Below are 22,938 nucleotides of genomic sequence, written 5' to 3'. Positions count from 1 at the left end.
GATCATTCACGCGGCTAAACCGATAGCGTCTTCGACATCTTCAGTTGCACCCAGACCATGCCTTCGCGCAACCCGGCGAGCACCGCGTCACGCTCGGTCGGGAAAATATTGCTGTGCGTGAACTCGTGTTTGAAGACGCCCTCCGGCGTATTGTGGCTAAGCTGGATCACGCAGGCGAAGCCGCCATCTGCCCGATGCGTGACCGCCGACACCGACCAATCGCTGTCGCAGACGTTACCCGAAAGTGCCATGAGTCACTCCTGATTGCTCGGCCGCGCGAAGCCCAAGCCGCGCTAACGACGCGCCTGGCCCCGCGCGGCAAGTTAGCCAACCGTCAGATCGTCGACGACCGCATGCACGCCCGGCGCCGACCATGCCGCCCCGCGCACGGCCGATCGCTCGGCGAGGGAATCGACCTTACCCGTCAGCGTTACCGTGCCTTCATGTACCTTGATAGCAATGTGTTTCGCTTCGCGTTCGGCATGGCGCTGCAGCGCCTCGCTAATCTGCTTGCCGATATCCTGCGCGGCAGCGTCACCGCCGATACGCATCATGTTCGACACGCCCGTCACACCGCGCATGTGCGAAACGGTCCGCGTGGCGACATGGCTGTGATAGGCACAATCCGCCTCGCCGCTCAAAGTCACCCAGCCCTTCTCCACCTGAACCTTGACAACGTCTTCATACAGACCGACGGTCCAGCGCAAGATGGTACGAACTGCGTTGGCGATGTCCTCATCGGTCCGTACGTCCTTATGCTGCAAGCGGATGTCCATCTCCACCACGACCGCTTTCACGCCGGCCACTCGTTGCGCAGCCTTTTCCGCCGCGAGTTTCTCGGCGTAGCTGGTTGGGTGCCCGGACAGCGTCACCACACGGTCGCGCACTTCAACGCCGATATCCGTGATGTCCACTGCCGGATCCCAGACGAGTTCGTCCTCGACCTGCCGTTTCAATTCCGTGTCCGACTTCATTGCCTGCTCCTTGATGGGTTGCAAAGGCTTCCAACAATACGGCCGCGCCTCTGCGTGCAGCCGCCGGCGTGACGCGGCGCCGAAGCGACGCGGCCTAGGCGACCTCAATGATGACCTTCAGTGCATGCGTCTCGGCCGCACGGCTGAACGTGTCGTAAGCACTGGCGACATCCTCGAGCTGGAAGCGGTGTGTAATGAGTTTCGCCGGATCGATACGGCCGGCGCGAACGGTCTTGAGCAGCATCGGCGTGCTGACGGTATCGACGAGACGCGTCGTAATCGCAATGTTGCGATCCCACAGCGTTTCGAGATGCAGATCGGCCTTGACGCCGTGCACACCGACATTCGCGATCACGCCACCGGGCGCGACTAGCGCCTCGCACAACTCGAACGTTGCGGGTATGCCAACCGCCTCGATCGCACAATCGACGCCCTTCTGCTCGGTCAGCTTCATCACTTCGAAAACCGGATCGGCGTGGTCAATGTCGATACATGCAGTCGCGCCGAAGCGGCGCGCGACTTCAAGACGGTTCGGATCGCGATCGATCATCACAATCTGTGCGGGCGAATAGAACTGGGCGGTCAGCAACGCTGCAAGACCGATCGGTCCCGCCCCGACGATCGCCACCGTGCTGCCGGGCTGCACCTTGCCGTTCAGAACACCACACTCGAAACCGGTCGGAAGGATATCCGACAGCATCACCAGCGCCTCTTCGTCGGCACCGGCGGGAATCGGGTACAGGCTGGTGTCGGCGTGCGGAATACGCACATATTCGGCCTGAGTGCCATCGATCTTGTTACCGAGAATCCAGCCGCCGGTGGTGCAGTGTGAATACATGCCCCGCCGGCAATAATCGCATTTTCCACAAGACGAAATGCACGAGATCAACACCCGGTCGCCCGGCTTGAACGACGACACAGCCGAACCGACCTGCTGCACGATCCCGACCCCCTCATGGCCGAGTACGCGCCCCGGCTCGCAGGTCGGCACATCGCCTTTCAGAATATGCAGATCGGTGCCGCAAATCGTCGTGCGTGTTACCTTGACAATGGCATCGGTAGGCGCAACGAGCTGCGGAATGGGCCGTTCGTCGAGTGATTTCTTGCCGGGACCGTGATACACAAGCGCTTTCATGTACTGCCTCCGTTAATCGAAACGAGCGTGCTGAATGACAGACTTTGGGAGAGTGAACGCCGCATCCGCCGATCCGTGTCTTCCAAGCGCACCATCGTGCGGACTTCCACAGTCATCGCATATGCATGCCGCCGTTGATCGCGAAATCTGCGCCCGTGACGAAACCCGCGTCGTCCGAACAGAGAAACGCCACGAGCGCCGCGATCTCATCGGGCTGACCGAGTCGGCCAACTGGAATTTGCGGCAATATTTTTGTATCCATGACGTCCGTGGGAATCGCGGCGGTCATCGCAGTCGCCAGATAACCAGGCGATACCGTGTTGACCGTCACGCCATGTTTCGCGACCTCTAGCGCAAGCGACATCGTGAAGCCGTGAATGCCGGCCTTGGCCGCCGCGTAATTAGTCTGACCGAATGCGCCGCGAGCGCCGTTCACCGAACCGATATTGACGATACGTCCGAACCGTTGCTCGACCATTCCCTTTAGCAATGGCTTGGTCATATTGAACAGTGAATCGAGATCGGTGCGCAGCACTGCATCCCAATCGTCCTTGTTCATCTTGGCGAAGGTCGAATCGCGCGTGATACCTGCATTGTTGATAAGAACATCGATCGTGCCAAACTCGTTGAGCACACGTTCGGCACAATGCGCGCATGAGTCGAATTCGGTCACGTCCGCCTCGTATGCCTGAAAGCGGCGTCCGGCGTCGCGTTCATGTATGAGCCAGGTGGCGACGTGATCGTTGCGCTCGGAATGCGACATGGCAACGACCATGCCGGCATCATGCAAGCGCCGACTGATGGCGGCGCCGAGCCCGCCCATTCCGCCGGTGACAAAGGCGACTCGCTTAGCCGACATGGTGTTCTCCTTGCGTTGAAGTTCATTCAATCTACGCGACGCTCTCAGAGACCGATTGATGTGTATCAAACGTGCGGCGCTCCGCGGTACATGTTGAAAGTGAACGGCCACCACGCCTGCCAGAACGACAGTCAGGCACCGGTCCAGTTCTCCCTGATCAGCAACACGGGACACGTCGACTGCCGCACGAAACGCTCCGCGACACTGCCGATTACCATGCGTCGCATGCCGCGCCGCCCGTGCGTGCCCATCACGACGAGGTCCGCGCGGAACTGAGCGGCGCAGCGAGCGAGGCAAGTGGCAACGTCCTCGCCGATACCTTGCGTCTCGATGATCTCGGAATCACCCGTCACAGCGAACTCCCGCATCTTTGCGCAAGCCTTGTCGAGGAACCCGCGTCCGACCTGCCGCGCCGTGTCGGTCAGCAGATGCGGATCGCAGGCACCCGCATACGTGAATGCCGCGGACTGGTCCAGCACATGGACTGCCGTCAGCTTGCCGCCCGACAGTTTGGCGATGCGGATGGCCTCGTTCACCGCATACTTCGACGCTTCACTGCCGTCCACTGCCACCAGAATATTTGCGTACATGACTCCCCTCCTCATTGAGGCGACAGGAAAAACAGGCATAGCGCCGCAACGGACACAAGCTTTCCTGACACCGTGTTTAAACCGGGCGTCGGTCGAGTTTCCGCTCAGCGACATCGAACGCGGCCCGGACCGCTATGTTTGGATCGGCATTCAGGCAATGCTCGATCGGGACGAGTTCTCCACTACGCATGATCAGATCAAGCCGCGCGTCGAAAACCGGACGGCGAATCTCAGCAGAGGGTGCGCTGGCTCCGGTAACTCCCGACCGTTCACGAATAGCCTCGATCGCCAGATGACAACCCGCGATAGACCTGCTGAACCGTTCGAGGCGTACCAGTTGGGTAGCCGCCTCGCCCTCGATCTGCGACGTCCCGGCAAAGCCGAGATAAACGATTTGCATGCCGACACCCATCTCTGTTCTCCCAGACATGCCGCGATTTCTCTGGTGAGGCCGGCCTCTTTCGCGACTGCAGTAAGATCGGCGGTATATCGTTGCTGGCAATGTCCGGCGACGCTATTGATTCCACGGCTTCTTTGCGGAACTTCAGTTTCGTTCGTCGGGTGTGCGCGGCCTGTCGGGCTTTCCACTCTTCGCAATCAGGTCGCCCCGATAGCCACGTATGCTTGCCGGCATGATTGAATGATCGGCGCGAACGGCGCGTGATAGTTGACCTGTGTCAACGCATTGGCTAGCCGCACACCGGGCTGCCACATGTTCCGGGCCTTCGGCCGGCAGCCGGCAAACGGCGTAAGCTACGGGCGTCACGCTGTCCCGCCGTTCGTCCGGTGGCTTACAACGTTCGTCTGGAGATGCCGGTGGATTTCGAATGGAATGATGCGAAGCGCAAAGCTGGCGCGGCGAACGACTCCGACGTCCCGCTGGAGGATCGCTATCAGTTACTGATCGATGCTGTACAGGATTACGCGATTTTCATGCTCGATCCGGCGGGCCGCGTGGCGAGCTGGAACAGCGGCGCCCGGAAAATCAAAGGGTATTCCGCCGACGAAATCATCGGGCGCCATTTTTCGCTCTTCTATACACCAGAAGACGTCGCCGCGGACAAGCCGGGTCGTGAACTGGCCCTTGCTACGGCGCGCGGCAGAGCCGAAGATCAGGGCTGGCGCGTACGCCGGAACGGATCGCGTTTCTGGGCAGACGTCACGATCACCGCAGTCTATGACCCGTCCGGCGCGTTACTCGGCTTTGCCAAGGTCACGCGCGATATGACCGAACGCGTGCGGCTTGCCGAACTCGAGCATGCCATCGAGCTATCCGCGCAGATTCAGAGTACGCGCGAAGACGAGCAAAAACGCATCGCCCGCGAATTGCACGACGATCTGGGCCAGCAACTCACGGCGCTAAAAATGGGCATTGCGGCGTTGGAAGGACAACTGACAGCCAGCAACGAGAGCCCTGCCGCGCTCGCCGCAACGGGCGACCTGCAGCGGCAGATCGACACCATGATGGCATCGCTGCGGCGGATCGCCTCCAACCTGCGCCCGCCAATGCTGGACGACCTCGGTCTGACCGCTGCGCTTGAGTGGCTTGCTGACGACTTCACGCATCGCTACGACGCGAAGACCACCGTTCAGGTTCACGTTGACGATGCCACACTCACGGAATCTGCCTCCACCGCGATTTTCCGCATCGTGCAGGAAGCGCTGACGAACGTGGCGAAGCATGCCCACGCAAACGAAGTGCGGATTGCCATTTCCGCGAGCACGGATACCTGCACGGTACGCATTGAAGATGACGGCCGCGGCGCCGAGATCGACGGCGAGCGCAAGCCACGCTCGTTCGGTCTGCTTGGCATGCGTGAGCGCGCGCGTCAGCTTGGCGGCTTCGTTCTGATAGATAGCGCGCCGGGCGCCGGTTTCCGGATTGCAGCTCATATTCCGCTAAGCGCGATCCAGTCAGACCAGGCACGAACACGCTGAGGTGATTTCCGTTTGGATGCGTCAGCGGCGCATGCATCATTCCGCCCGCGCGGATTCACACGGCAGCGGATCCACATGGCTCAATCGTGTGCGCCGGAAGCTGGATCTCGCTCAACAGGACCGTCATCGACATGCGCTTTGGCGCCCAGGCTGCCTATTTCTCTGCGCAGCGAAGCGATTTCCGCTTGCAAAGTCTTGATGTCGCGATGCATCTCACGGCGCAGCAGACGCTCTTCCTGTTCGACGAAAATGGCTGCAATGCTGGCGAACACCAGCGATATCAGACCATAGCCGAGCAACACGACGAAAGCGGCAAAGACACGCGATGCCGGGGTAGTCGGCGCCATGTCTCCGTACCCGACAGTTGCGCTGCTTTCGAATGCGAGCCAGACGCCTTCGGCGTAGGTGTGCACGCCCGGTTCGAGCCAGTAAAACCCGGCTCCCGCCGAAGCAAGCAGCGCCGCTGCAGTTACGAGCAGCAAAAACAATCGGTTGGGCGTGAAGAATCCGCGCAGCGACACCACTAGTCGCGCCGCCACCAGGCCCATAAACAGAATCCGCAGAACCCACTCGAGTGACGACCAGGGGGTAACGCCCCATGCGACGCTGGTCGCGGCTCCAATCGCGATCAGAACGTCATAGCGGTTTCGCATGAGAAAGCGCCTGGGTTTGCGGCTCAGATGCACCATCCAGGTCAGTGAAACGGCGAAGCCGGCCAACATGCACACGTATAACGCCCGGCCCATCTGATGAAGCATGGGCGAGTCAACGGCCAGTTCGAAATAAAACGCGGGAATGGCGAGCAGGCTGGAGCCAAACAGGATCCACTGCAACCAACGCCATGTGCGTACCGCCCGTGCGTCGTCATGCGGATCGACACCGCCCAGGCCGGCTACGCGAAAACCATCGTTCATCTCGCCACCGCCTCTGAGGTTACGACGCTCAATTGCAACGCCAATCCCGTCCAGCGCCCGTACATGACATCGCCGCTTTGGTAATTGGGACGACGCCACCTGCTGCTCCAGCGTAAGAGTTCGGCCCCGGCAGACTTTGATACGGATCATAAGGTTGCGAGATGTGCCGCCACAAAGCCTGCAAATGCCAGCAGCACGCGAACCAGATCGCGCGATGTAAGGCCACGTCCTGATGACCGCTACTTGATCCAACTCAATCGGAACGCCGGCGCGGCGGGTATGTTGGATCGACGTCCGGAGTGCGCATTTGGGCAGACCGCGACATTCGGATGGCGACGAACATTAAAAGGAATATTGACGTGCAAAACTCTGACCAGATTCCCGAACGGTACCGGACCGCTGAAGTTGATAGCTACGATGCAGAGGACGGCAAGTTCTACCTCGTCGGCGGCGGCATCGCTTCGTTAGCGGCAGCGGCCTTCCTGATCCGCGATGGGCACGTACGCGGCTGCAACATTACCATTCTGGAAGCGCTCGACAAACCTGGCGGCAGCCTCGACGGCTCGGGTTCGGCGGAAAGCGGCTACGTCGTGCGCGGCGGACGCATGCTCGAAAGCAAGTATCTGTGCACCTATGATCTGTTCTCGTCGATTCCGGCTCTGGACGGCAGCAAAAGCGTCACGCAGGAAATATTCGAGTGGAACGAAACCATCAGCACCTCGTCCAGGTCGCGGCTCGTCAGAAACGGCAACCGCGAAGATACGCCCGCGTACGGGCTGGATGAACATGACTTGCTGACGCTGGGCCGCCTGTCGATCGAACCAGAAGTCATGCTCGGCAATAGTCGCATTTCCGATCACTTCGATGTGTCTTTCTTCGAAACCAATTTCTGGTTGATGTGGTGTACGACGTTCGCGTTCCAGCCGTGGCATAGCGCGGTCGAGTTCCGGCGCTATCTCCTGCGCTTCGCGCATATGTCCTCCGGATTCAACCAGTTGCACGGCATCATGCGCACGGTCTACAACCAGTACGATTCGATGATCCTGCCACTGCGCCGCTGGCTGGACGAGCATGGCGTTGCGTTCCGGCCGAACATCCAGGTTACCGATCTGCTGTTCGACGAAAGCGGCGCGGAGAACCGCGTCCGCGGCATTGTCTGTGAATCCGCGCATCGGCGCCTCGAGATACCGGTCGCGACGGCAGACAAGGTCATCGTCACGCTCGGATCGATGACCGCCGGCTCCAGCCTCGGCAGCATGGATCACCCCGCGCCTTTGACTACCGTCGACAGCACTGGCGCCTGGGCTCTGTGGAAGACGATCGCGGCTGGTCGGCCCGAATTCGGTCACCCTTCCGTTTTCGCGGATCATATCGACGAGTCGAAGTGGCTGTCATTCACGGTCACGTTGCGCGACCCGGCGCTGTTTCGGCTGATCCGCGACCTGACCGGCAATGTGCCGGGTGAAGGCGGGCTGATTACCTTTCCCGAGTCGAGCTGGCTCGCGTCCATCGTGTTGCCGCATCAGCCGCATTTCATCGGTCAACCCGCGGGCGTGGAGGTGCTGTGGGGCTACGGCTTGCGGGTCGACCAGCCCGGCGACTTCGTCGGGAAGCCGATGTCGGCATGCAGCGGCCACGAAATTCTGACCGAAATCCTTGGCCATTTGCGGATCGAAGCAGAAGCAGCGCGTATTCTCGAACACGCCAACTGCATTCCCTGCCTGATGCCGTTCATCACGAGCCAGTTCATGCCGCGCAGCAAGGGCGACCGGCCGCACGTGAGCCCTGACGGCTGGCAAAATCTCGCGTTCACGGGGCAGTTCTGCGAGCTGCCCGACGATGTCGTCTTCACCGTCGAATACTCGATCCGTTCAGCGCAGAATGCGGTGTACGCGCTACTCGGACTCGATCTTGCGGCGCCAGACGTCTACAAAGGCCAGCACGATCCGCGAATCGTGTACAAGGCGTTTTCAGCGTTGCGTGACCGCTAACGCTCGCTATCCTGCTTCCCGCTGGAACCGTGCGGCCCAGGTGCGCCGCTCTCGAAGAAAACCGCGTCAACGTCTTTCAGCGAGGTAATGTAGTGGACATCAACGGGCCGCCGCAGATCAATAGCTTTCGTGCGCTTCTTGGGCGTCTGAAGGAGCATCCGCTCGCACGCGTCGGCCCGGGCCTCATCACCGGTGTCGCCGATGACGACCCGAGCGGCATCGCCACCTATTCGCAGGCAGGCGCGCAGTTCGGCCTGAACATGCTCTGGACGATGCCGCTCGCCTTCCCGTTGATGGCAGCCGTCCAGGCGATGTGCGCGAACCTCGGCCGGGTAACCGGTAAAGGGCTCGCCGCCAACATCAAGAGCGCATTCCCGCAGGTCGTGCTTCAGGGCGTCGTGTTGTTGCTGCTCGTCGCCAATGTCCTGAATATCGCTGCCGACGTCGCCGCCATGGGTGAAGTCGCGGAACTCGTGAGTGGTATCGACCGCCATTTGATGACGGCCTGCTTCGTGTTCGGAACACTGCTGTTGCAGGTATTCGTCCCCTACCACCGGTACGTCTTCTTTCTGAAGTGGCTGACCGTCTCGCTGCTCGCCTATGCCGCCGTGCTATTCACGGTTCACGTGCCGTGGAGCGAAGTCGCGCTGCGCGCGCTGTCGCCGCATCTTACGTTGAACGCCAACGCGGCGGCAGTGATCGTTGGCGTGTTCGGCACGACGATCAGCCCTTACCTCTTTTTCTGGCAGGCATCCGAAGAAGTCGAAGAGATGCAGGCGAATGGCGGCAGTGTCGCGCTTGTGAATGACGCGCGTGCGGCGCCCACGGAGCTTCGACGCATTCGCTGGGACACGTGGACCGGCATGTTCTATTCGGACGTCACGGCTTTTTTCATCATTCTGGCGACCGCCGTCACGCTGCATGTGGCCGGTGTGACCGACATCACCACCGCAGCGCAAGCCGCGAGCGCGCTGCGGCCGCTTGCCGGCAATTTTGCCTACATCCTTTTTGCGCTGGGTATCCTCGGCGTCGGCCTGATCGGCGTGCCGGTGCTCGCCGGCTCCGGCGCTTACGCGCTCTCCGAGGCGATGGGCTGGCGTGAGGGTCTGGAGCGTAAGGTGCGCGATGCACGCGGGTTCTACGCCATCATCGCCGTCAGCGTGCTGGCGGCACTCGCCATCCAGTATTCGCCGATCAGTCCGATGAAGGCGCTGTTCTGGAGCGCGGTCATCAACGGCGTCGTGGCCGTGCCGCTGATGGTCGTGATTCTGATCCTCGTGTCCAGAAAGTCGGTCATGGGTGCGTTCACCGCGAGCCGGCCGCTCATCATTCTGGGCTCGATCGCTACGCTGGTGATGGGCGCGGCCACTGTCCTGATGCTGCTGCCATCATAGACGGTCCAATCGCCTTTGCTTCCCTTCCAGCACTATTCAAACGCCGGCCCCGGCACCCGCCGCGAGTTCCACGATATCGGCCGTGATCTCGTCCTGACGAACCTGCCGGTAGCGTTGTGTGAGTTCGGCAAGCGTCTCCTTCACATTGGTGCGCGCGGCCAGCATCGCGCGCACGCGTGCCTCGTTTTCGGCAGCGAACGACAGCATCAATGCCTCGCACAACTCGACATACACGTAGGCTTCGACCAGTCCCGCAAGCAGATGACCGGCGGGCAATGTGAGTAACGGTGGCTGGGTGCACCGCTCAATGGAAAATCGCGAGAAATCGAACGGAATCAGGCCGTGTTCAACGATCTCGCAGTGCGCCGCGATGCCCGGCACTGCGTGAATGACCGAGACGTGGGTCACGCCTCGATCGCCAAGACGCGCATAGAGCGCGTCCGTTATCCGGCTTGCGAGCGACGGTACATCGTCGGCATGGGAGGCCGCGGGAGAACTCCAGGCGAACGGCAGCCGGCGTTCATTTGCCACAATCTCGCCGCGCGTACCGACGAGCAGCAGTTCACACTGCGCCGACGTCAGACGGGACAACGCGTGGTCGATGATCTGCTCGTTAAACGAGCCGACGAAACCCTGCTCCGCGCACAGCGCGATGACGATCCGCGCGCCGTGCTCCAGCACGCGCGCAGGTTCGCCCGAAGCGTGGCTCAGCGCGGCGCCAATCGCAGCGCCCACTGTCGAAGCCGACGAACGGATCCCCGGCAAGCGCCGTTGGGCTTCGCGCGAACGTGCTGCCGCAATGCCGCGCATCGCCCCGATAACGGCGTCCAGTTGCCGGGCGGTCGCGCTGCGCGACTCGATTTCGGCGAGTTTTCCGCTCATGGCGCGTTCCCGCTGCTTGCCGTGCCGCTAGCAGCCGCTGGCGCGAACTGTTGCACCAGTTCGCGAACTGCAGCAACCAGCACCGCCTGAACGTCGGCGCTCAACGGCGTGCGCGAGGATCGCGAAAAGCCCGCCGCGATCTGGCTTTGCAGGCGCTGGGTCGCCAGATGTCCGGCCAGTTGCGATCGCACTTGCACGACAATTTCGCTCGATACTGAATCGAACACCCCGTCCGCCAATGCTGACAACAGCGCGATCTCTTCGAGCGTGCTTAACGCGCTGAAGCGCGGCTGCGCGATCAATGCACGGATACGTTGCCCGCGGGCTATCTTGCCGGCGACATGCGCGTCCGTCAGCCCCCCGAACCGGCTGAACATCTCCAACTCCAGGAATTGCGCGTAATCGAGGCGCAGCCTTCCCGACACGCCCCGCAAAGCCGGATGTTGCGCCTTGCCGCCAACACGGCTAACGCTCAAGCCCACATCGACGGCCGGACGCTGGTTTGCCGCGAACAACGCCGCATCGAGCACGATCTGACCGTCCGTAATCGAAATGAGATTGGTCGGGATATACGCGGACAGGTTGCCCATATCGGTTTCCGCGACCGGCAGCGCGGTCAGCGATCCGCCACCCAGCCCGGCCGACAGCTTCGCCGCGCGTTCCAGCAGACGGGCGTGGACATAGAAGATGTCGCCAGGATAGGCCTCGCGCCCCGGCGGCTCGCGCGTCAGCAGCGCCAGTTCACGATGCGTCGCGGCATGCTTGCTGAGGTCGTCGACTACAACCAGTGCGTGCTGTCCCCGATCGCGAAAATACTCGGCGATCGTGAAGCCCGCGAACGGTGCGATCCATTGCAATCCCGGCGCTGACGCGGCGGCGGCGACAACGAAGATGCAGCGCTCGGGCGCACCGTACTGACGCACCGATTCGATGACCCGCTGCACGGCGGTTGTGCGCTGGCCAATCGCCACGTAGACGCAGATCATGTCCGAATGCTTCTGGTTGACGATTGTGTCGATCGCTAAAGCAGTCTTGCCTGTGGCGCGATCGCCGATAATCAGCTCGCGCTGCCCGCGGCCGATCGCGAACAGCGCATCGACGAGCAGTACACCCGTTTCGACGGGCTCACTGACCAGATCGCGCTCGATGATCGCCGGCGCCGGCCGTTCGACCGGCATGCGCGTCTCGGCAACGATGGGATCGTCGCGGTCGAGCGGTCGCCCGAGCGGATCGATCACACGCCCCAGCAGCCCTTCTCCAACCGGCACTTGCAGCACAGTGCCGGTGCAGGTCACGCAACAGCCCGCTTCAACGGCGGTGCCGTCGTCCAGCAGCACGACACTGATAACGTCCGCATCCAGCGTGTGCGCGAAGCCGGTCGCGCCGCTCTCGAAATGGAGCAGTTCGTTGAGGGCCGCAGCCGGCAGTCCGGAGACAAATGCGATGCCATCGCCAAACCGTTCAACGCGTCCGAGCGTCTGCGCATGTGGCTTCACAACAGTTCGGGCGAGTGTGTTGCGCTGCTCCGCGAGCCAGGGATCGTCGGTCATGTCAGCGGGGCGCATTGTCGCTACTCAGCAATGCCGCGCTGATCCGCGCGAGATCGGCCTTAAAACTGTTGCGCACCACCGCGTGCGCAGCCGTCAGTTCCAATCCGGCGATCAGCGAAGGGTCGACCTCGATTTGAAGAGATACCGGCCGGTTCAGACAGGTTGTCAATGCAGCACGGCAGCTCTCCTGTTCCTGTTGGCTCAGCGTACGCGGCGCGCAGAGCGAAAGCGCGACACCGTTTGCGCCGAGTTCCGTGCGAACCTGCGCGGGCAGCTGGGCGATCCCGTCGACGAGACCGCCGATGAAACCGCTCACCCGCGCATCTTCAGGTAGCCGGTCAAGCAGTTTTGTCGCGATATCGATGGCGAGTTGCGTCGCCCGGGCGGCGACAAGCTTGCCCTGCTCCGCACGCGCCGCCTCGATTTCGGCGGTGGCTGTTGCGCGCAGCCTGTCCGAGTCAGCGTGCGCCGCGGCCAGCAACGCGGCCTTCTCGTTCTCGGCTTCCGCAGCGATCGTTTTCATGGCGTCGGCGCGAGCGGCGACAAGCCGCTGCGTCTCGTGAACCGCCGCGTCTCGCTCAAGGACTGCCGCGTGCTTCGCCGCATCGGCATCCGCAATCAACGCTTGCGCCGCCTTCTGACGCTCGGCGATGATGCCCGCGACAGGACGGAACAGGAAGCGCGCCAGCAACCATATGAGCACCAGCGCATTGATGGTCTGCAACAGGAGTGTCGACCAATCGATTCGCATGGCCGCCGCCTATTTGACGAACGGGTTAGCGAAGAGCAGCAATAACGCGATCACGAGGCAGTAAATCGCCATCGTCTCGATCATTGCAAGCCCGACGAAGAGCGTGCGCGACACGGTTCCAGCCGAGTCCGGCTGCCGCGCGATCGCATCCATCGCCGCGGCGACCGCGCGGCCTTCAGCAAGCGCCGGCCCGATCGCGCCGAACGACACAGCCAGCGCTGCAGCGGCAATGCTGACAACTTCGATGAGGTTATTCATGAGACTTCGCCCTTTTTTAGGCTGACCTGATTGTGGGTATCGCTGATCGCCGCGCCAATGAAAACCATCCCCAGCACGGAAAAAATATAGGCTTGCACCGCGCCGGTGAGCAGGTCCAACGCCATCAGCGGAATGGGTACGAGCAACCCTGCAAGCGACAGGATGATGCCGATCACAAACACGCCGCTCATCACATTGCCGAACAGGCGCACGACGAGCGAAAACGTCCGGGTGATCTGCTCGACGACATTCAGCGGGATCATGACCCAGCTCGGCTCGGCGAATGCCGCTAGGTAGGCGGCCGTGCCGCGCGTGCGAATGCCGTAGAAGACCGTGGCACCCAGCACGATCAGCGCAAGCGCCGCATCGGTCTCGAGGTGTGCGGTCGGGGGGCTCACTCCCGGTACAAGCGCCGACCAGTTGGCAATCAGCACGAAGATGAAGAGCGTGCCGATCAGCGCACGGTAAGTGGCGGGCTCGGTTTGCATGGTATCGCGGATCTGCTGATCGATCGTGACGACCAGCAGTTCAAGGGCGGTTTGCAGCCTGGTCGGCGCGAGCGACAACCTTCGGCTCAGCAAGACTGCCCCTACAGTCAGCAGAATCATGAGCGCCCACGTGACAAGTACCGGCGCCGTAATGGATAGCGGGCCGATATGCCACAGCGGCGCGGTCGCGAGCGGTGAAGTGGTCATTGGCCGCCTCCATAGCGCCGCACCGCCACGCCACGCGCAAGCAGAAACCCCATCATGCCCGCGAGCGGCCCCAGAGCGCCGAGATGCGCGAGCATCAGAAATAATGCGCCGGTGAGCGCGAATCTGGCGAGCTGCAAGGCCAGGGCCGGTATCGCTTTGCCCGATGCAAACAACGGCCAGTTCCAGCGCAGCGACAGGAAGTGCCAAGCACCGGCCAGGATTCCCACTGAGAGTCCCAGCGCGAGTTGTGTCGCTATCGACGGTAGCGGACTATTCATGATGGTTCCGTTGCTGACGATGCATCCATTTCCACGCCGACCAAAAGCCGACTGCTGCGCCGATCATCAGCAGCGGCGCCGAGAAGAACACGCGGGTGCCGAATGTCCGATCCAGCCAGTGGCCGACTCCGAGACCCATCAACGTGGGCAGGACAATGGCCCAACCGAGGATGCCGATCTGGCCGAGCCGGCTGCCGAGCGACGGTTCCGGCTCCTCGCGACCGCGTAAATTGCGCTCGGCGGCCTGTCTGGCGGCGCCGGCGATCTGCTCGCCCCGCTGCTTGCGCTCGTCCGTGTGGCGCCCGTTCATCGCAGGGTTCCTCCAATGCTATCCGCGGCCGCGCCGTCGGCGCCTGCGCGTGGCCGCAGATAGCGCAGCATCTGACGCACGGCGCGAGCATGCAGTTGCAACTGCTCGACGCGGGCGCGCCGCGCCGCATCGGCCTCGCTGGCGTGGCGGCTGCGAACACCTTGTTCAAGGCCTTCAAGGGAGTCGCCGGGGACCGCTTCGCGGCAAGCAATGGAAACCTCCGTTCCGTGCGAGACCAATAGCACCCCGCCATCGACCGCGCAGTAGTGGATCGAATCATCGGCACACGTCCAGCGGACCACCGAGGGCGTCAGCAGCGTCACGAAGTCGGCATGACCAGTCCGGATGCCGAACGAGCCGCTTTCATCCTCCGCGCGTAGAGACACGATCTCGACTGCGTCGAACCACACGCGCGACGGCGTGGCCAACGTCAGTGTCAGGTGGGTGGCGCTCATTTCGCGGTCTCCGCGACGTGGGTCGCACCATCTTGCACGGCGGCTTGCTCCTTGAGGCGGCCTTCGTCGAGGGTGCCGATCATGTAGAGCGAGCTTTCCTGCCACGCATCGCACTCGCCGGCCAGAATCGCCTTGCACCCGGCGATCGTATCGGCGAGCGCCACCGAACGGCCCGCTTCGCCCGTAAAGGCTTCGGTGACGACGAACGGCTGGGTCAGAAAGCGCTGCAAGCGCCGGGCTCGCCCCACGAGGGCGCGGTCCTCGGCACCCAGTTCCTCTATCCCGAGCAAGGAGATGACGTCCTGCAGCTCGCGGTAGTGTTCGATGATCCTGCGCACCTCGGTGGCGACGTTCGCGTGTTCCTCGCCGACCACAAGCGGATCGAGCAGGATCGACGACGACGCGATCGGATCGATCGCGGGATACATGCCTTCGCCGGCCATCGCACGCGACAACACGACCATGCTGTCGATATGCGCGGCAATCGCGGTCACTGCGGGATCGGTGAAATCGTCGGCCGGCACGTACACCGCTTCGATTGCGGTGACCGATGCGTCGCCTACCGACACAATGCGCTCCTGCAGGCTTGCGACTTCGCTCGCGAGCGTGGGCTGGTAGCCCACTCTGGACGGCATGCGCCCCATCAGGCCCGATACCTCGGCCCCCGCCTGCACGAAGCGGAAAACGTTATCCATGAGCAGGAGAACGTTCTGGTGGCGTTCGTCACGGAAATACTCGGCGATTGTCAGCGCCGTAAAGGGCACGCGCCAGCGCGCGCCCGGTGGCTCGTTCATCTGTCCATAGACCAGCACGGTGCGCGCCAGCACGCCGGACGTGCGCATGTCGAGCAGCATTTCGTGCCCTTCACGTGAGCGTTCGCCAACGCCTGCGAATACGGAGATTCCTTGATAGCGCTCCACCATCGCGTGGATCAATTCCATGACCAGCACCGTTTTGCCGACTCCTGCTCCACCGAACATCGCGGCCTTGCCGCCCTGGGCGAGCGGCGCAAGCAGGTCGATCACCTTGATGCCCGTTGCGAACAACGTGGTGGTGCCTTTCTGCGACGCGAGCGGCGGCGCGGCGCGATGAATCGGGCGGCGCTCGATCTGTGCGGGTAAGGCTTCGCCGTCGTCACGTGTCGCGCCGGTCACGTCGAGCAGCCTGCCTAGCACGGCCTCGCCAACGGGCGCTTCGATAGGCCCGCCACAGACCCTTACGCGGGCGCCGCGCCGCAATCCAGCGGTGGACTGCAGCGCCAGCGCCCGCACTGTGGTTTCACTCAAGTGGGCTTGCACCTCGGCAAGCACCGGCGCGAGGTCGTCCGACAGGATGAGGAGCGCGTCGCCCACTGGCGGCAGCATGTCATCGGCAAACGTCACGTCGACGACTGCACCACGTACGGCGACCACATACCCGTCGCTTGTGGCCAACGGGGTTGTCGAGAACGCAGGTGCCAGATCAGCCGACATTGTTGGGCCTCCATGCGGCCGATTTCGAATAGTCCAAGATACCGCCGCTGCCACTCGATCAACTGATTTTCATCAAACCTGTGAGAGATGATGTTTAACCGGAAACAGTCTGTTGTTCATGTCCGCTCAATCCTCTGAATCATCACATCAATTCAAGTGTTCTGGATCTGGCGATGTGTCCTTTGAGCACATGAGCAAAGACGGCCAATGCAGCGTTCGCATCTTTGTGCGCCACAGTGGCTGTCACCTTGCATTCGGCAACTGCCGGCCGGCCCGCAAGCTCGCGCATTTGCCTCATGGCCTTGTCAGCACCTCGTCCGCCGAAGCTGCAAAAGAACGCAACGTGCGGAAGCCGCGCACGGCTCTCGGCGAGATAGGAGCGAACCGGCGCGGACACCGAACCGGCCCAGACCGGCGTGCCGATTACGACCAGGTCGTACGCCGTGACATCGCGTCCGGCTGGAACGATTTCGACGGGACGCTTCATGATGATGTCAGCCAGCGAGCGCAAATATCCCCCCATCCCTTTGCGATTGCTGAAATCGCAAATCTCTTCGATATCCGCTGCCAGCATTTTCGCCATTGCCTGCGCGAGCAATCGTGTGGTGCCGGTGCGCGAAAAATAGACAACAAGGACTTTCGCTTGGGACATTTCAATCTCCTCACCACAGCTGTCGTGCATTCACGTGCGGGAATTGCTGTGCATGTCGGGAGCATAGGCGTGGATGAGAGCGTTCTTATGATCCATGTCAATCGACGGACTTGCCCGTCATCACGTTCAGTTGCCGTGTAGGAAAAGGCTGACACGGACGCAGGACATCCTACGCAAAGCTCGGCGCTACCTGATTTGTTTCGAGTGGCCGCTGCTCAATACTGAATTTCAAGACAAGCGAGGATCGAGTGCCCCGCGACGTTCTCGCAGCCCCTGCCGAAAGTGACCCGTAAGGAGACCGGCCATGTCAAACGCCAACCCTTCCGCCAACGCCGCGATGCTGGCCGGACACCCCCAAAACACGCGTGACGCAGCGAGCGAATTCGATGAAATCCTCGCCCTGGCTCGTGAGGCCGGCATGCTGATCACGCTGGACGGACAAATCGGCCGCGAGAAATACCAAAGCATCGCGGGCTCGCTGCATGCCTTCAAACTCTTCGCTGAAGCGTTCTGCCAGAGCCTCAGCCAACGTGCGACGGCCTGACGAAGCGTGCGATTCACTTGCCATCAGAGGTGGCGCAATGAAGCTGACTTTTCTGGGTGCGACCGAAACCGTCACCGGCTCGAGATATCTGCTGGAAGGCGCCGGTCTACGGGTGCTGATCGACTGCGGGCTCTTTCAAGGCACAAAAAATCTGCGTCTGCGTAATTGGGCCACGTTCCCGGTCCCGGTCGAAACGCTCGACGCGGTGATCCTGACGCACGCTCACCTGGATCACAGCGGCTATCTGCCGGTTCTCGCGCGGATGGGATATCGGGGACCGGTCTATTGCAGCCGTGGGACCCGCGAACTGTGCGAAGTGCTGCTGCGCGACAGCGCCAGACTGCAGGAAGAAGAAGCCGCCTTCGCAAACCGCCATGGGTTTTCGAAACATCATCCCGCGTTGCCGCTATACACGCTCGACGATGCCGAAAAGGCGCTGCAGCTGCTCGTGCCACGCGAATTCGATGTACCGAAACAACTGAATAAGCAAGCGTGCTTCCGGCTGTTGCCGTCCGGGCACATTCTGGGCGCTGCCAGCGTTGTGATGTGTGTGGAGGGCAAGGTGATCGCGTTCTCGGGCGACGTGGGACGTCCGAACGATCCGATCATGCGCCCGCCCATGCCGCTTGCGCACGCCGACTATCTGGTGGTCGAGTCCACTTACGGCAATCGTCTGCACGAGACAGGCGATCCGGCCACCGAACTTGCCGATATCTTCGCGCGCACCTTCCGGAAGGACGGTGTCGTCGTGATTCCGTGTTTCGCAGTCGGCCGTGCGCAGTCCATTCTTCACTACATTGCCCGTCTGAAGGCGGCCGGCCGGATGGCCAACGTGCCGGTTTATCTCGACAGCCCGATGGCGTCGAGCGTCACGCAACTGTACCGGCATCACGTCGGCGAGCATCGCCTCACGATGACCGAAGCGAATGCGATCAGCGGCGCAGCCGAAATGGTGCGTACCGTCGACGAATCCAAAGCCGTAACGGCCCGGGGCGGTCCAATGGTGGTGATCGCCGGCAGCGGGATGGCAACCGGCGGGCGAGTTGTGCATCACCTGAAGGCGTTCGCGCCCGATAGCCGCAACACCATTGTGCTGGTCGGCTATCAGGCTGCCGGCACACGCGGCGCGGCGCTTGCCGCCCTTGCGCCCACGATCAGGATTCACGGTGACGATGTGCCTGTGCGGACGTCGGTCGTCGCGCTTTCGTTACTGTCCGCGCATGCGGATTACCAGGAACTGACGGCATGGCTTCACTCCATCTCCGTGCCGCCGGAGCGAACCTTCGTCACCCACGGCGAGCCTGGCGCCGCTGACGCGTTGCGGCTTCATCTCGAGGAAACGCTTCACTGGCGCTGCGAGGTGCCCACCTACCTCGAATCCGTCGAACTGCCCGGATCCGCCCGCGATGCAGACATTCACCCCTGCGAGTCAACCGCGATGTCCGACCCTGTATTGACTGATCCAGATCAATCGGCCAGCCGTCCCGAAGTGACCTAATCAACGTGTCTTAAACATTAACGAGGGCATGTCATGAAGAATCTAGCGGATTCATTGTCGGGGCCACCTGTATCCGGCGTGGCCGCCCCGACGAAGGCCTCGGCGGCGAAACCCTTGCGGCTCGGCCTGCTGACGGCGCTTGTAATCGGGTCGATGATCGGCAGCGGTGTGTTTTCGCTGCCGCAGAACATGGCATCGGGCGCCGGCGCCGCTGCAGTGTTGATTGGCTGGCTGATTACCGGTGTGGGCATGTTGATGCTCGCCTTCGTCTATCAGACCCTGACGACGCGAAAACCCGATCTCGACAACGGCATCTATGCGTACGCCCGTGCCAGTGCCGGCGAATTCGTCGGCTTCAACTCCGCATGGGGTTACTGGGTCAGCGCGTGGATCGGCAATGTCGGCTATCTCGTCATCGTATTCGGCACGCTCGGTTATTTCTTTCCGGTATTCGGCGACGGCAATACACGCGCCGCCGTATTGGGCGCGTCGATCGTGCTGTGGATCATGCATGCGGTGATTCTGCGCGGCGTGCGCAGCGCGGCTGTTCTCAATGCAATCACTACGGTGGCCAAGGTCATTCCTTTGCTGCTGTTCATTCTGCTCGCCCTCGCGGCATTCAGAAGCCACATCTTCACGCAGGACTTCTGGGGCAGCCCGAAGCTCGGCAGCGTGTTCACGCAGGTCAAAAGCACAATGTTGATCACCGTCTGGGTGTTCATCGGCATCGAGGGCGCCAATGTGTTTTCGGCCCGGGCGCAACGTCGCGCGGATATTGGACGCGCCACGATGCTCGGTTTCGCCGTGGTGCTGCTTCTGCTGATGGCCGTTTCGCTGCTCTCGCTTGGTATCGTCTCGCAGAGCGATCTGGCCGCAATGAAGAACCCGTCGATGGCCGGCGTGCTCGACAAGGCCGTCGGCACCTGGGGCGCGGTACTGATCAGCATCGGGCTACTGGTGTCGGTAGGCGGCGCACTGCTCGCATGGACCTTGCTGGCGGCGGAAACGCTGTTCACACCTGCGAGCGGCGGCGTGATGCCGGCCTTCCTCGCACGCGAGAACAGCCACGGCGTACCTGCCAATGCACTGTGGGTGACAAACGGGCTCGTGCAGTTGTTCCTGATCATCACACTGGTGTCGAACGCGACCTACCAGGCGTTGATCTCGCTCGCGACCTCGATGATCCTGATTCCTTACCTTTTCTCGGCCGTGTACGCAACCCGCATTGCCATGCGCGGCGACGGCTACGCCGTAACCGACACCGTCCGTGGACGCGACATGCTGATCGGCGCGGTCGCAAGCGTCTACTGCTGCTGGCTGCTGTATGCAGCTGGCCCGAAGTATCTGCTGCTTTCCGCTCTGCTCTACGCACCTGGCGTCCTGCTGTATGGCTGGGCAAAACACGAACGCGGCGCGCGTCTTTTCAAGCCCTTCGAAGCCGTCATTCTGGTCGCGCTGATCGCACTCGCCGCAATCGCCGCCTGGCTGCTGTCAAGCGGTGCGTTAGGCCTGTAAGCCGCCCATTACAAGGAGAACCTCTATGGCACTCGGCGTCTTTTCCGAGGTCGGCACCTTGCGCAAGGTCATGGTCTGCCGGCCTGGGCTCGCCCAGACGCGCCTGACCCCGGCCAGTTGCCGTGAACTGCTGTTCGACGACGTATTGTGGGTTTCCCAGGCCAAGACCGACCACTACGCGTTCGTCAGCGCGATGCAGGATCGCGGCATTGAAGTGCTCGATATGCATGACCTGCTCGCGGACATTCTGCAAGGCCAGGACGCACGCGACTGGGTACTCGAACGCAAGCTGTCCTCGGGTACGGTCGACCTGGAACTGTCCGCGCAACTGCTGCCCTGGCTCAACGAGATGAAAGCCGACGAGCTCGCCACCCGGCTGATCGGCGGGATCGTGCGCGCCGAGCTGCCGTTTGAGTCCGCGGGTCTGCTGTCGCAATGTACAGAACCGGCCGGGTTTATCCTTCCGCCGCTGCCCAATACGCTGTTTACCCGCGACAACAGTTGCTGGATCAACGACGGTGCTGTACTCGGCTCGATGTACTGGCCGGCGCGCCGCCAGGAAACGCTGCTGAGCGCGGCAATCTACCGCTTTCATCCGCTGTTCAGCGGCGGCACGCGCATCTGGTGGGGCGGCCCTGACATCGATCACGGCGGCGCTACGCTGGAAGGCGGCGACGTCATGCCTTTATCGCGCGACGTCGTACTGATCGGCATGGGTGAGCGCACGTCGCCGCAGGGCGTCGCGCAACTCGCACGATCCCTTTTCGCACATGAATCGGTGAAACATGTGATCGCCGCACAGTTGCCGCGTTCGCGCGGCGCCATGCACCTCGATACGGTGTTCACCTTCTGCGACCGGGACCTGGTCACGATCTTTCCGGAAGTTGTCGACGGCATCCGCTGCACCAGTCTGCGCCCGTCGCAACAGCCACACGCGCTCGATGTCCGGCCCGAGACCGCACCGTTTCTCGAAGTCGTCGCCCGTGCGCTAGGTCTTAAGGAACTTCGCACCGTCGCCACCGGCGGCGATACATGGGAGGCCGAGCGCGAACAGTGGGACGACGGCAACAACGTGATCGCGCTCGCGCCAGGCGTCGTGGTGGCCTACAACCGCAACGTCTACACGAACACGCTGCTGCGTAAGGCGGGCGTCGAAGTCATCACTATTCCGAGCGGCGAACTGGGGCGCGGGCGCGGCGGCGGACATTGCATGACCTGCCCGATCGAACGCGATCCCGTCTGACACCCCGCCCGCCTCGCCTATTTCAAGGAACCGCACACCATGGCATTCAACCTGCGCAACCGCAGCCTGCTGAACATGCAGGACTTCACTCCACGCGACATCCGCTTTCTCCTCGACCTCGCCGCCGAACTGAAGCGCGCCAAGTACGCCGGCAACGAAGTCGCGCGGCTCAACGGCAAGAATATCGCGCTGATTTTCGAAAAGACCTCGACCCGCACGCGCTGCGCCTTCGAAGTTGCCGTGCACGACCAGGGCGGCCATGTCACCTACATCGATTCGGCGAGCTCGCAGCTTAGCCGCAAGGAGTCGCTCAAAGACACCGCGCGCGTGCTCGGCCGGCTCTATGACGGGATTGAATATCGCGGCTTTCACCAGAGCGTGGTGGAAGAGCTCGCGTTGTACTCGCATGTTCCCGTATGGAACGGACTGACCGACGAATTTCATCCGACCCAGGTGCTCGCGGACTTGCTGACGATGCAGGAATTCGGTGAAAAGCCGCTGCACGAACTGTCGTTCTGCTACCTCGGCGACGCCCGTTTCAACATGGGCAGTTCGCTCCTGATCGGCGGCGTGCAGATGGGCATGGATGTGCGCATTGCCGCGCCCCGCGAACTTTGGCCTCACGACGATCTCGTGGCACAGATGCGGCACCTTGCGGAGCGGACCGGTGCTCGCGTGGCGATCGTCGAGGATCCGCATGAGGCCGTGAGCGGCGCCGACTTCGTCTATACCGACGTATGGGTTTCGATGGGTGAGCCGGTGGAGGCCTGGGGGCCGCGCATCGAGCTTTTGCGGCCATACCAGGTCAATGCCGCGTTGATGAAAGCGACGGGCAAGCAGCGCACCCACTTCATGCATTGCTTACCCGCTTATCACAATCTCGAGACCGAAACCGGCCGGCAGATTCACGAGCACTTCGGTCTGTCCGAGCTCGAAGTCAGCGACGAAGTCTTCGAATCGAATGCGTCGATTGTGTTTTCGCAGGCTGAAAACCGCATGCACACCATCAAGGCGGTACTCGTGGCAACACTCGCTTAAGG

The 22,938-nt window shown here is 62.0% G+C and carries 25 protein-coding genes; 8 read left to right on the top strand and 17 right to left on the bottom strand.

What is annotated here, in order from left to right:
• Positions 1-14: 14 nt before the first annotated feature.
• The 6 genes from B0G76_RS20770 to B0G76_RS20745 form a co-directional block, all read right to left on the bottom strand.
• Positions 15-251 carry a UDP-glucose 4-epimerase gene (locus B0G76_RS20770; RefSeq protein WP_120294223.1) on the bottom strand — a complete coding sequence of 79 codons (237 nt, stop codon included), beginning with the start codon at positions 249-251 and terminating at the stop codon, positions 15-17.
• A gap of 72 nt (positions 252-323) precedes the next feature.
• The gene (locus tag B0G76_RS20765; protein WP_120294222.1) at positions 324-974 is read right to left on the bottom strand and encodes a BON domain-containing protein; all 651 of its coding nucleotides are present in this window, start codon (positions 972-974) and stop codon (positions 324-326) included.
• 94 nt (positions 975-1,068) lie between these two features.
• A complete protein-coding gene (locus tag B0G76_RS20760) occupies positions 1,069-2,109 on the bottom strand; it encodes a zinc-dependent alcohol dehydrogenase family protein (protein ID WP_120294221.1) in 1,041 nt (346 codons plus the stop codon).
• Between the two features lie 112 nt (positions 2,110-2,221).
• Entirely contained in the window at positions 2,222-2,968 is a 747-nt protein-coding gene (locus tag B0G76_RS20755) for a beta-ketoacyl-ACP reductase (RefSeq protein ID WP_120294220.1), read from the bottom strand.
• Between the two features lie 131 nt (positions 2,969-3,099).
• Complete coding sequence (locus tag B0G76_RS20750; protein ID WP_120294219.1) at positions 3,100-3,558, bottom strand: universal stress protein; 459 nt, start codon at positions 3,556-3,558, stop codon at positions 3,100-3,102.
• 76 nt (positions 3,559-3,634) lie between these two features.
• Positions 3,635-3,970, bottom strand: a complete 336-nt coding sequence (locus tag B0G76_RS20745; RefSeq protein ID WP_120294218.1) for a hypothetical protein — start codon at positions 3,968-3,970, stop codon at positions 3,635-3,637.
• Positions 3,971-4,374: 404 nt separating this feature from the next.
• Between B0G76_RS20745 and B0G76_RS20740 the strand changes: the two genes are divergently transcribed.
• Positions 4,375-5,496 (top strand): PAS domain-containing sensor histidine kinase, encoded by a 1,122-nt coding sequence (locus B0G76_RS20740; protein ID WP_259460660.1) that lies wholly within the window; start codon positions 4,375-4,377, stop codon positions 5,494-5,496.
• An 80-nt stretch (positions 5,497-5,576) separates the two neighbouring features.
• Here B0G76_RS20740 and B0G76_RS20735 read toward each other — a convergent pair whose 3' ends face one another.
• Complete coding sequence (locus B0G76_RS20735; RefSeq protein ID WP_120294216.1) at positions 5,577-6,410, bottom strand: potassium channel family protein; 834 nt, start codon at positions 6,408-6,410, stop codon at positions 5,577-5,579.
• Between the two features lie 377 nt (positions 6,411-6,787).
• On the opposite strand from B0G76_RS20735, the gene B0G76_RS20730 reads away from it, so the two are divergent.
• On the top strand, positions 6,788-8,401 hold the full coding sequence (locus B0G76_RS20730; RefSeq protein ID WP_259460855.1) for an oleate hydratase: 1,614 nt from the start codon (positions 6,788-6,790) through the stop codon (positions 8,399-8,401).
• Between the two features lie 92 nt (positions 8,402-8,493).
• On the top strand, positions 8,494-9,795 hold the full coding sequence (locus B0G76_RS20725; RefSeq protein ID WP_120294214.1) for an NRAMP family divalent metal transporter: 1,302 nt from the start codon (positions 8,494-8,496) through the stop codon (positions 9,793-9,795).
• A gap of 36 nt (positions 9,796-9,831) precedes the next feature.
• On the opposite strand, the gene B0G76_RS20720 is transcribed toward B0G76_RS20725, so the two are convergent.
• From B0G76_RS20720 to B0G76_RS20675, 10 genes are all read right to left on the bottom strand, one after another.
• On the bottom strand, positions 9,832-10,677 hold the full coding sequence (locus tag B0G76_RS20720) for a F0F1 ATP synthase subunit gamma (RefSeq protein WP_120294213.1): 846 nt from the start codon (positions 10,675-10,677) through the stop codon (positions 9,832-9,834).
• A complete protein-coding gene (locus tag B0G76_RS20715; protein ID WP_120294212.1) occupies positions 10,674-12,227 on the bottom strand; it encodes a F0F1 ATP synthase subunit alpha in 1,554 nt (517 codons plus the stop codon). Before B0G76_RS20715 ends, B0G76_RS20720 begins: the two co-directional genes overlap by 4 nt.
• A gap of 1 nt (position 12,228) precedes the next feature.
• Positions 12,229-12,978, bottom strand: a complete 750-nt coding sequence (locus B0G76_RS20710; RefSeq protein WP_120294211.1) for a F0F1 ATP synthase subunit delta — start codon at positions 12,976-12,978, stop codon at positions 12,229-12,231.
• A 9-nt stretch (positions 12,979-12,987) separates the two neighbouring features.
• A complete protein-coding gene (locus B0G76_RS20705; RefSeq protein WP_054037454.1) occupies positions 12,988-13,236 on the bottom strand; it encodes a F0F1 ATP synthase subunit C in 249 nt (82 codons plus the stop codon).
• Positions 13,233-13,931 carry a F0F1 ATP synthase subunit A gene (locus tag B0G76_RS20700; RefSeq protein ID WP_120294210.1) on the bottom strand — a complete coding sequence of 233 codons (699 nt, stop codon included), beginning with the start codon at positions 13,929-13,931 and terminating at the stop codon, positions 13,233-13,235. The genes B0G76_RS20705 and B0G76_RS20700 overlap by 4 nt, the downstream gene beginning before the upstream one ends.
• Positions 13,928-14,209, bottom strand: coding sequence for an ATP synthase subunit I (locus tag B0G76_RS20695; protein WP_120294209.1), 282 nt, complete (start codon positions 14,207-14,209; stop codon positions 13,928-13,930). The genes B0G76_RS20700 and B0G76_RS20695 overlap by 4 nt, the downstream gene beginning before the upstream one ends.
• Positions 14,202-14,519 carry an AtpZ/AtpI family protein gene (locus B0G76_RS20690; RefSeq protein ID WP_120294208.1) on the bottom strand — a complete coding sequence of 106 codons (318 nt, stop codon included), beginning with the start codon at positions 14,517-14,519 and terminating at the stop codon, positions 14,202-14,204. The genes B0G76_RS20695 and B0G76_RS20690 overlap by 8 nt, the downstream gene beginning before the upstream one ends.
• Positions 14,516-14,974, bottom strand: coding sequence for a F0F1 ATP synthase subunit epsilon (locus B0G76_RS20685; protein ID WP_120294207.1), 459 nt, complete (start codon positions 14,972-14,974; stop codon positions 14,516-14,518). The genes B0G76_RS20690 and B0G76_RS20685 overlap by 4 nt, the downstream gene beginning before the upstream one ends.
• Complete coding sequence (gene atpD / locus B0G76_RS20680; protein ID WP_120294206.1) at positions 14,971-16,446, bottom strand: F0F1 ATP synthase subunit beta; 1,476 nt, start codon at positions 16,444-16,446, stop codon at positions 14,971-14,973. Before atpD ends, B0G76_RS20685 begins: the two co-directional genes overlap by 4 nt.
• Before the next feature lie 142 nt (positions 16,447-16,588).
• Complete coding sequence (locus B0G76_RS20675) at positions 16,589-17,098, bottom strand: flavodoxin (RefSeq protein WP_120294205.1); 510 nt, start codon at positions 17,096-17,098, stop codon at positions 16,589-16,591.
• 304 nt (positions 17,099-17,402) lie between these two features.
• Between B0G76_RS20675 and B0G76_RS20670 the strand changes: the two genes are divergently transcribed.
• From B0G76_RS20670 to argF, 5 genes are read left to right on the top strand one after another with little or no spacing between them, the layout of a single operon-like run.
• Positions 17,403-17,642, top strand: a complete 240-nt coding sequence (locus B0G76_RS20670) for a hypothetical protein (RefSeq protein ID WP_120294204.1) — start codon at positions 17,403-17,405, stop codon at positions 17,640-17,642.
• Positions 17,643-17,679: 37 nt separating this feature from the next.
• The gene (locus B0G76_RS20665) at positions 17,680-19,140 is read left to right on the top strand and encodes an MBL fold metallo-hydrolase RNA specificity domain-containing protein (protein WP_120294203.1); all 1,461 of its coding nucleotides are present in this window, start codon (positions 17,680-17,682) and stop codon (positions 19,138-19,140) included.
• A gap of 33 nt (positions 19,141-19,173) precedes the next feature.
• The gene (arcD, locus tag B0G76_RS20660; protein WP_120294202.1) at positions 19,174-20,655 is read left to right on the top strand and encodes an arginine-ornithine antiporter; all 1,482 of its coding nucleotides are present in this window, start codon (positions 19,174-19,176) and stop codon (positions 20,653-20,655) included.
• Between the two features lie 25 nt (positions 20,656-20,680).
• Entirely contained in the window at positions 20,681-21,898 is a 1,218-nt protein-coding gene (locus tag B0G76_RS20655) for an arginine deiminase (protein WP_120294201.1), read from the top strand.
• A 39-nt stretch (positions 21,899-21,937) separates the two neighbouring features.
• Positions 21,938-22,936 carry an ornithine carbamoyltransferase gene (gene argF / locus B0G76_RS20650; RefSeq protein ID WP_120294200.1) on the top strand — a complete coding sequence of 333 codons (999 nt, stop codon included), beginning with the start codon at positions 21,938-21,940 and terminating at the stop codon, positions 22,934-22,936.
• The last annotated feature ends 2 nt before the right edge of the window (positions 22,937-22,938 follow it).

Origin of the sequence: Paraburkholderia sp. BL23I1N1, from assembly GCF_003610295.1 — a bacterium.
GTDB lineage: Bacteria > Pseudomonadota > Gammaproteobacteria > Burkholderiales > Burkholderiaceae > Paraburkholderia.
This window is presented reverse-complemented; position numbering and strand designations above follow the sequence as displayed.

Coding starts and splice junctions, on each gene's coding strand:
- B0G76_RS20770 (WP_120294223.1), bottom strand. CDS start 251: ATGGCACTTTCGGGTAACGTCTGCGACAGCGATTGGTCGGTGTCGGCG.
- B0G76_RS20765 (WP_120294222.1), bottom strand. CDS start 974: ATGAAGTCGGACACGGAATTGAAACGGCAGGTCGAGGACGAACTCGTC.
- B0G76_RS20760 (WP_120294221.1), bottom strand. CDS start 2,109: ATGAAAGCGCTTGTGTATCACGGTCCCGGCAAGAAATCACTCGACGAA.
- B0G76_RS20755 (WP_120294220.1), bottom strand. CDS start 2,968: ATGTCGGCTAAGCGAGTCGCCTTTGTCACCGGCGGAATGGGCGGGCTC.
- B0G76_RS20750 (WP_120294219.1), bottom strand. CDS start 3,558: ATGTACGCAAATATTCTGGTGGCAGTGGACGGCAGTGAAGCGTCGAAG.
- B0G76_RS20745 (WP_120294218.1), bottom strand. CDS start 3,970: ATGGGTGTCGGCATGCAAATCGTTTATCTCGGCTTTGCCGGGACGTCG.
- B0G76_RS20735 (WP_120294216.1), bottom strand. CDS start 6,410: ATGAACGATGGTTTTCGCGTAGCCGGCCTGGGCGGTGTCGATCCGCAT.
- B0G76_RS20720 (WP_120294213.1), bottom strand. CDS start 10,677: ATGAGCGGAAAACTCGCCGAAATCGAGTCGCGCAGCGCGACCGCCCGG.
- B0G76_RS20715 (WP_120294212.1), bottom strand. CDS start 12,227: ATGACCGACGATCCCTGGCTCGCGGAGCAGCGCAACACACTCGCCCGA.
- B0G76_RS20710 (WP_120294211.1), bottom strand. CDS start 12,978: ATGCGAATCGATTGGTCGACACTCCTGTTGCAGACCATCAATGCGCTG.
- B0G76_RS20705 (WP_054037454.1), bottom strand. CDS start 13,236: ATGAATAACCTCATCGAAGTTGTCAGCATTGCCGCTGCAGCGCTGGCT.
- B0G76_RS20700 (WP_120294210.1), bottom strand. CDS start 13,931: ATGACCACTTCACCGCTCGCGACCGCGCCGCTGTGGCATATCGGCCCG.
- B0G76_RS20695 (WP_120294209.1), bottom strand. CDS start 14,209: ATGAATAGTCCGCTACCGTCGATAGCGACACAACTCGCGCTGGGACTC.
- B0G76_RS20690 (WP_120294208.1), bottom strand. CDS start 14,519: ATGAACGGGCGCCACACGGACGAGCGCAAGCAGCGGGGCGAGCAGATC.
- B0G76_RS20685 (WP_120294207.1), bottom strand. CDS start 14,974: ATGAGCGCCACCCACCTGACACTGACGTTGGCCACGCCGTCGCGCGTG.
- atpD (WP_120294206.1), bottom strand. CDS start 16,446: ATGTCGGCTGATCTGGCACCTGCGTTCTCGACAACCCCGTTGGCCACA.
- B0G76_RS20675 (WP_120294205.1), bottom strand. CDS start 17,098: ATGTCCCAAGCGAAAGTCCTTGTTGTCTATTTTTCGCGCACCGGCACC.
- B0G76_RS20670 (WP_120294204.1), top strand. CDS start 17,403: ATGTCAAACGCCAACCCTTCCGCCAACGCCGCGATGCTGGCCGGACAC.
- B0G76_RS20665 (WP_120294203.1), top strand. CDS start 17,680: ATGAAGCTGACTTTTCTGGGTGCGACCGAAACCGTCACCGGCTCGAGA.
- arcD (WP_120294202.1), top strand. CDS start 19,174: ATGAAGAATCTAGCGGATTCATTGTCGGGGCCACCTGTATCCGGCGTG.
- B0G76_RS20655 (WP_120294201.1), top strand. CDS start 20,681: ATGGCACTCGGCGTCTTTTCCGAGGTCGGCACCTTGCGCAAGGTCATG.
- argF (WP_120294200.1), top strand. CDS start 21,938: ATGGCATTCAACCTGCGCAACCGCAGCCTGCTGAACATGCAGGACTTC.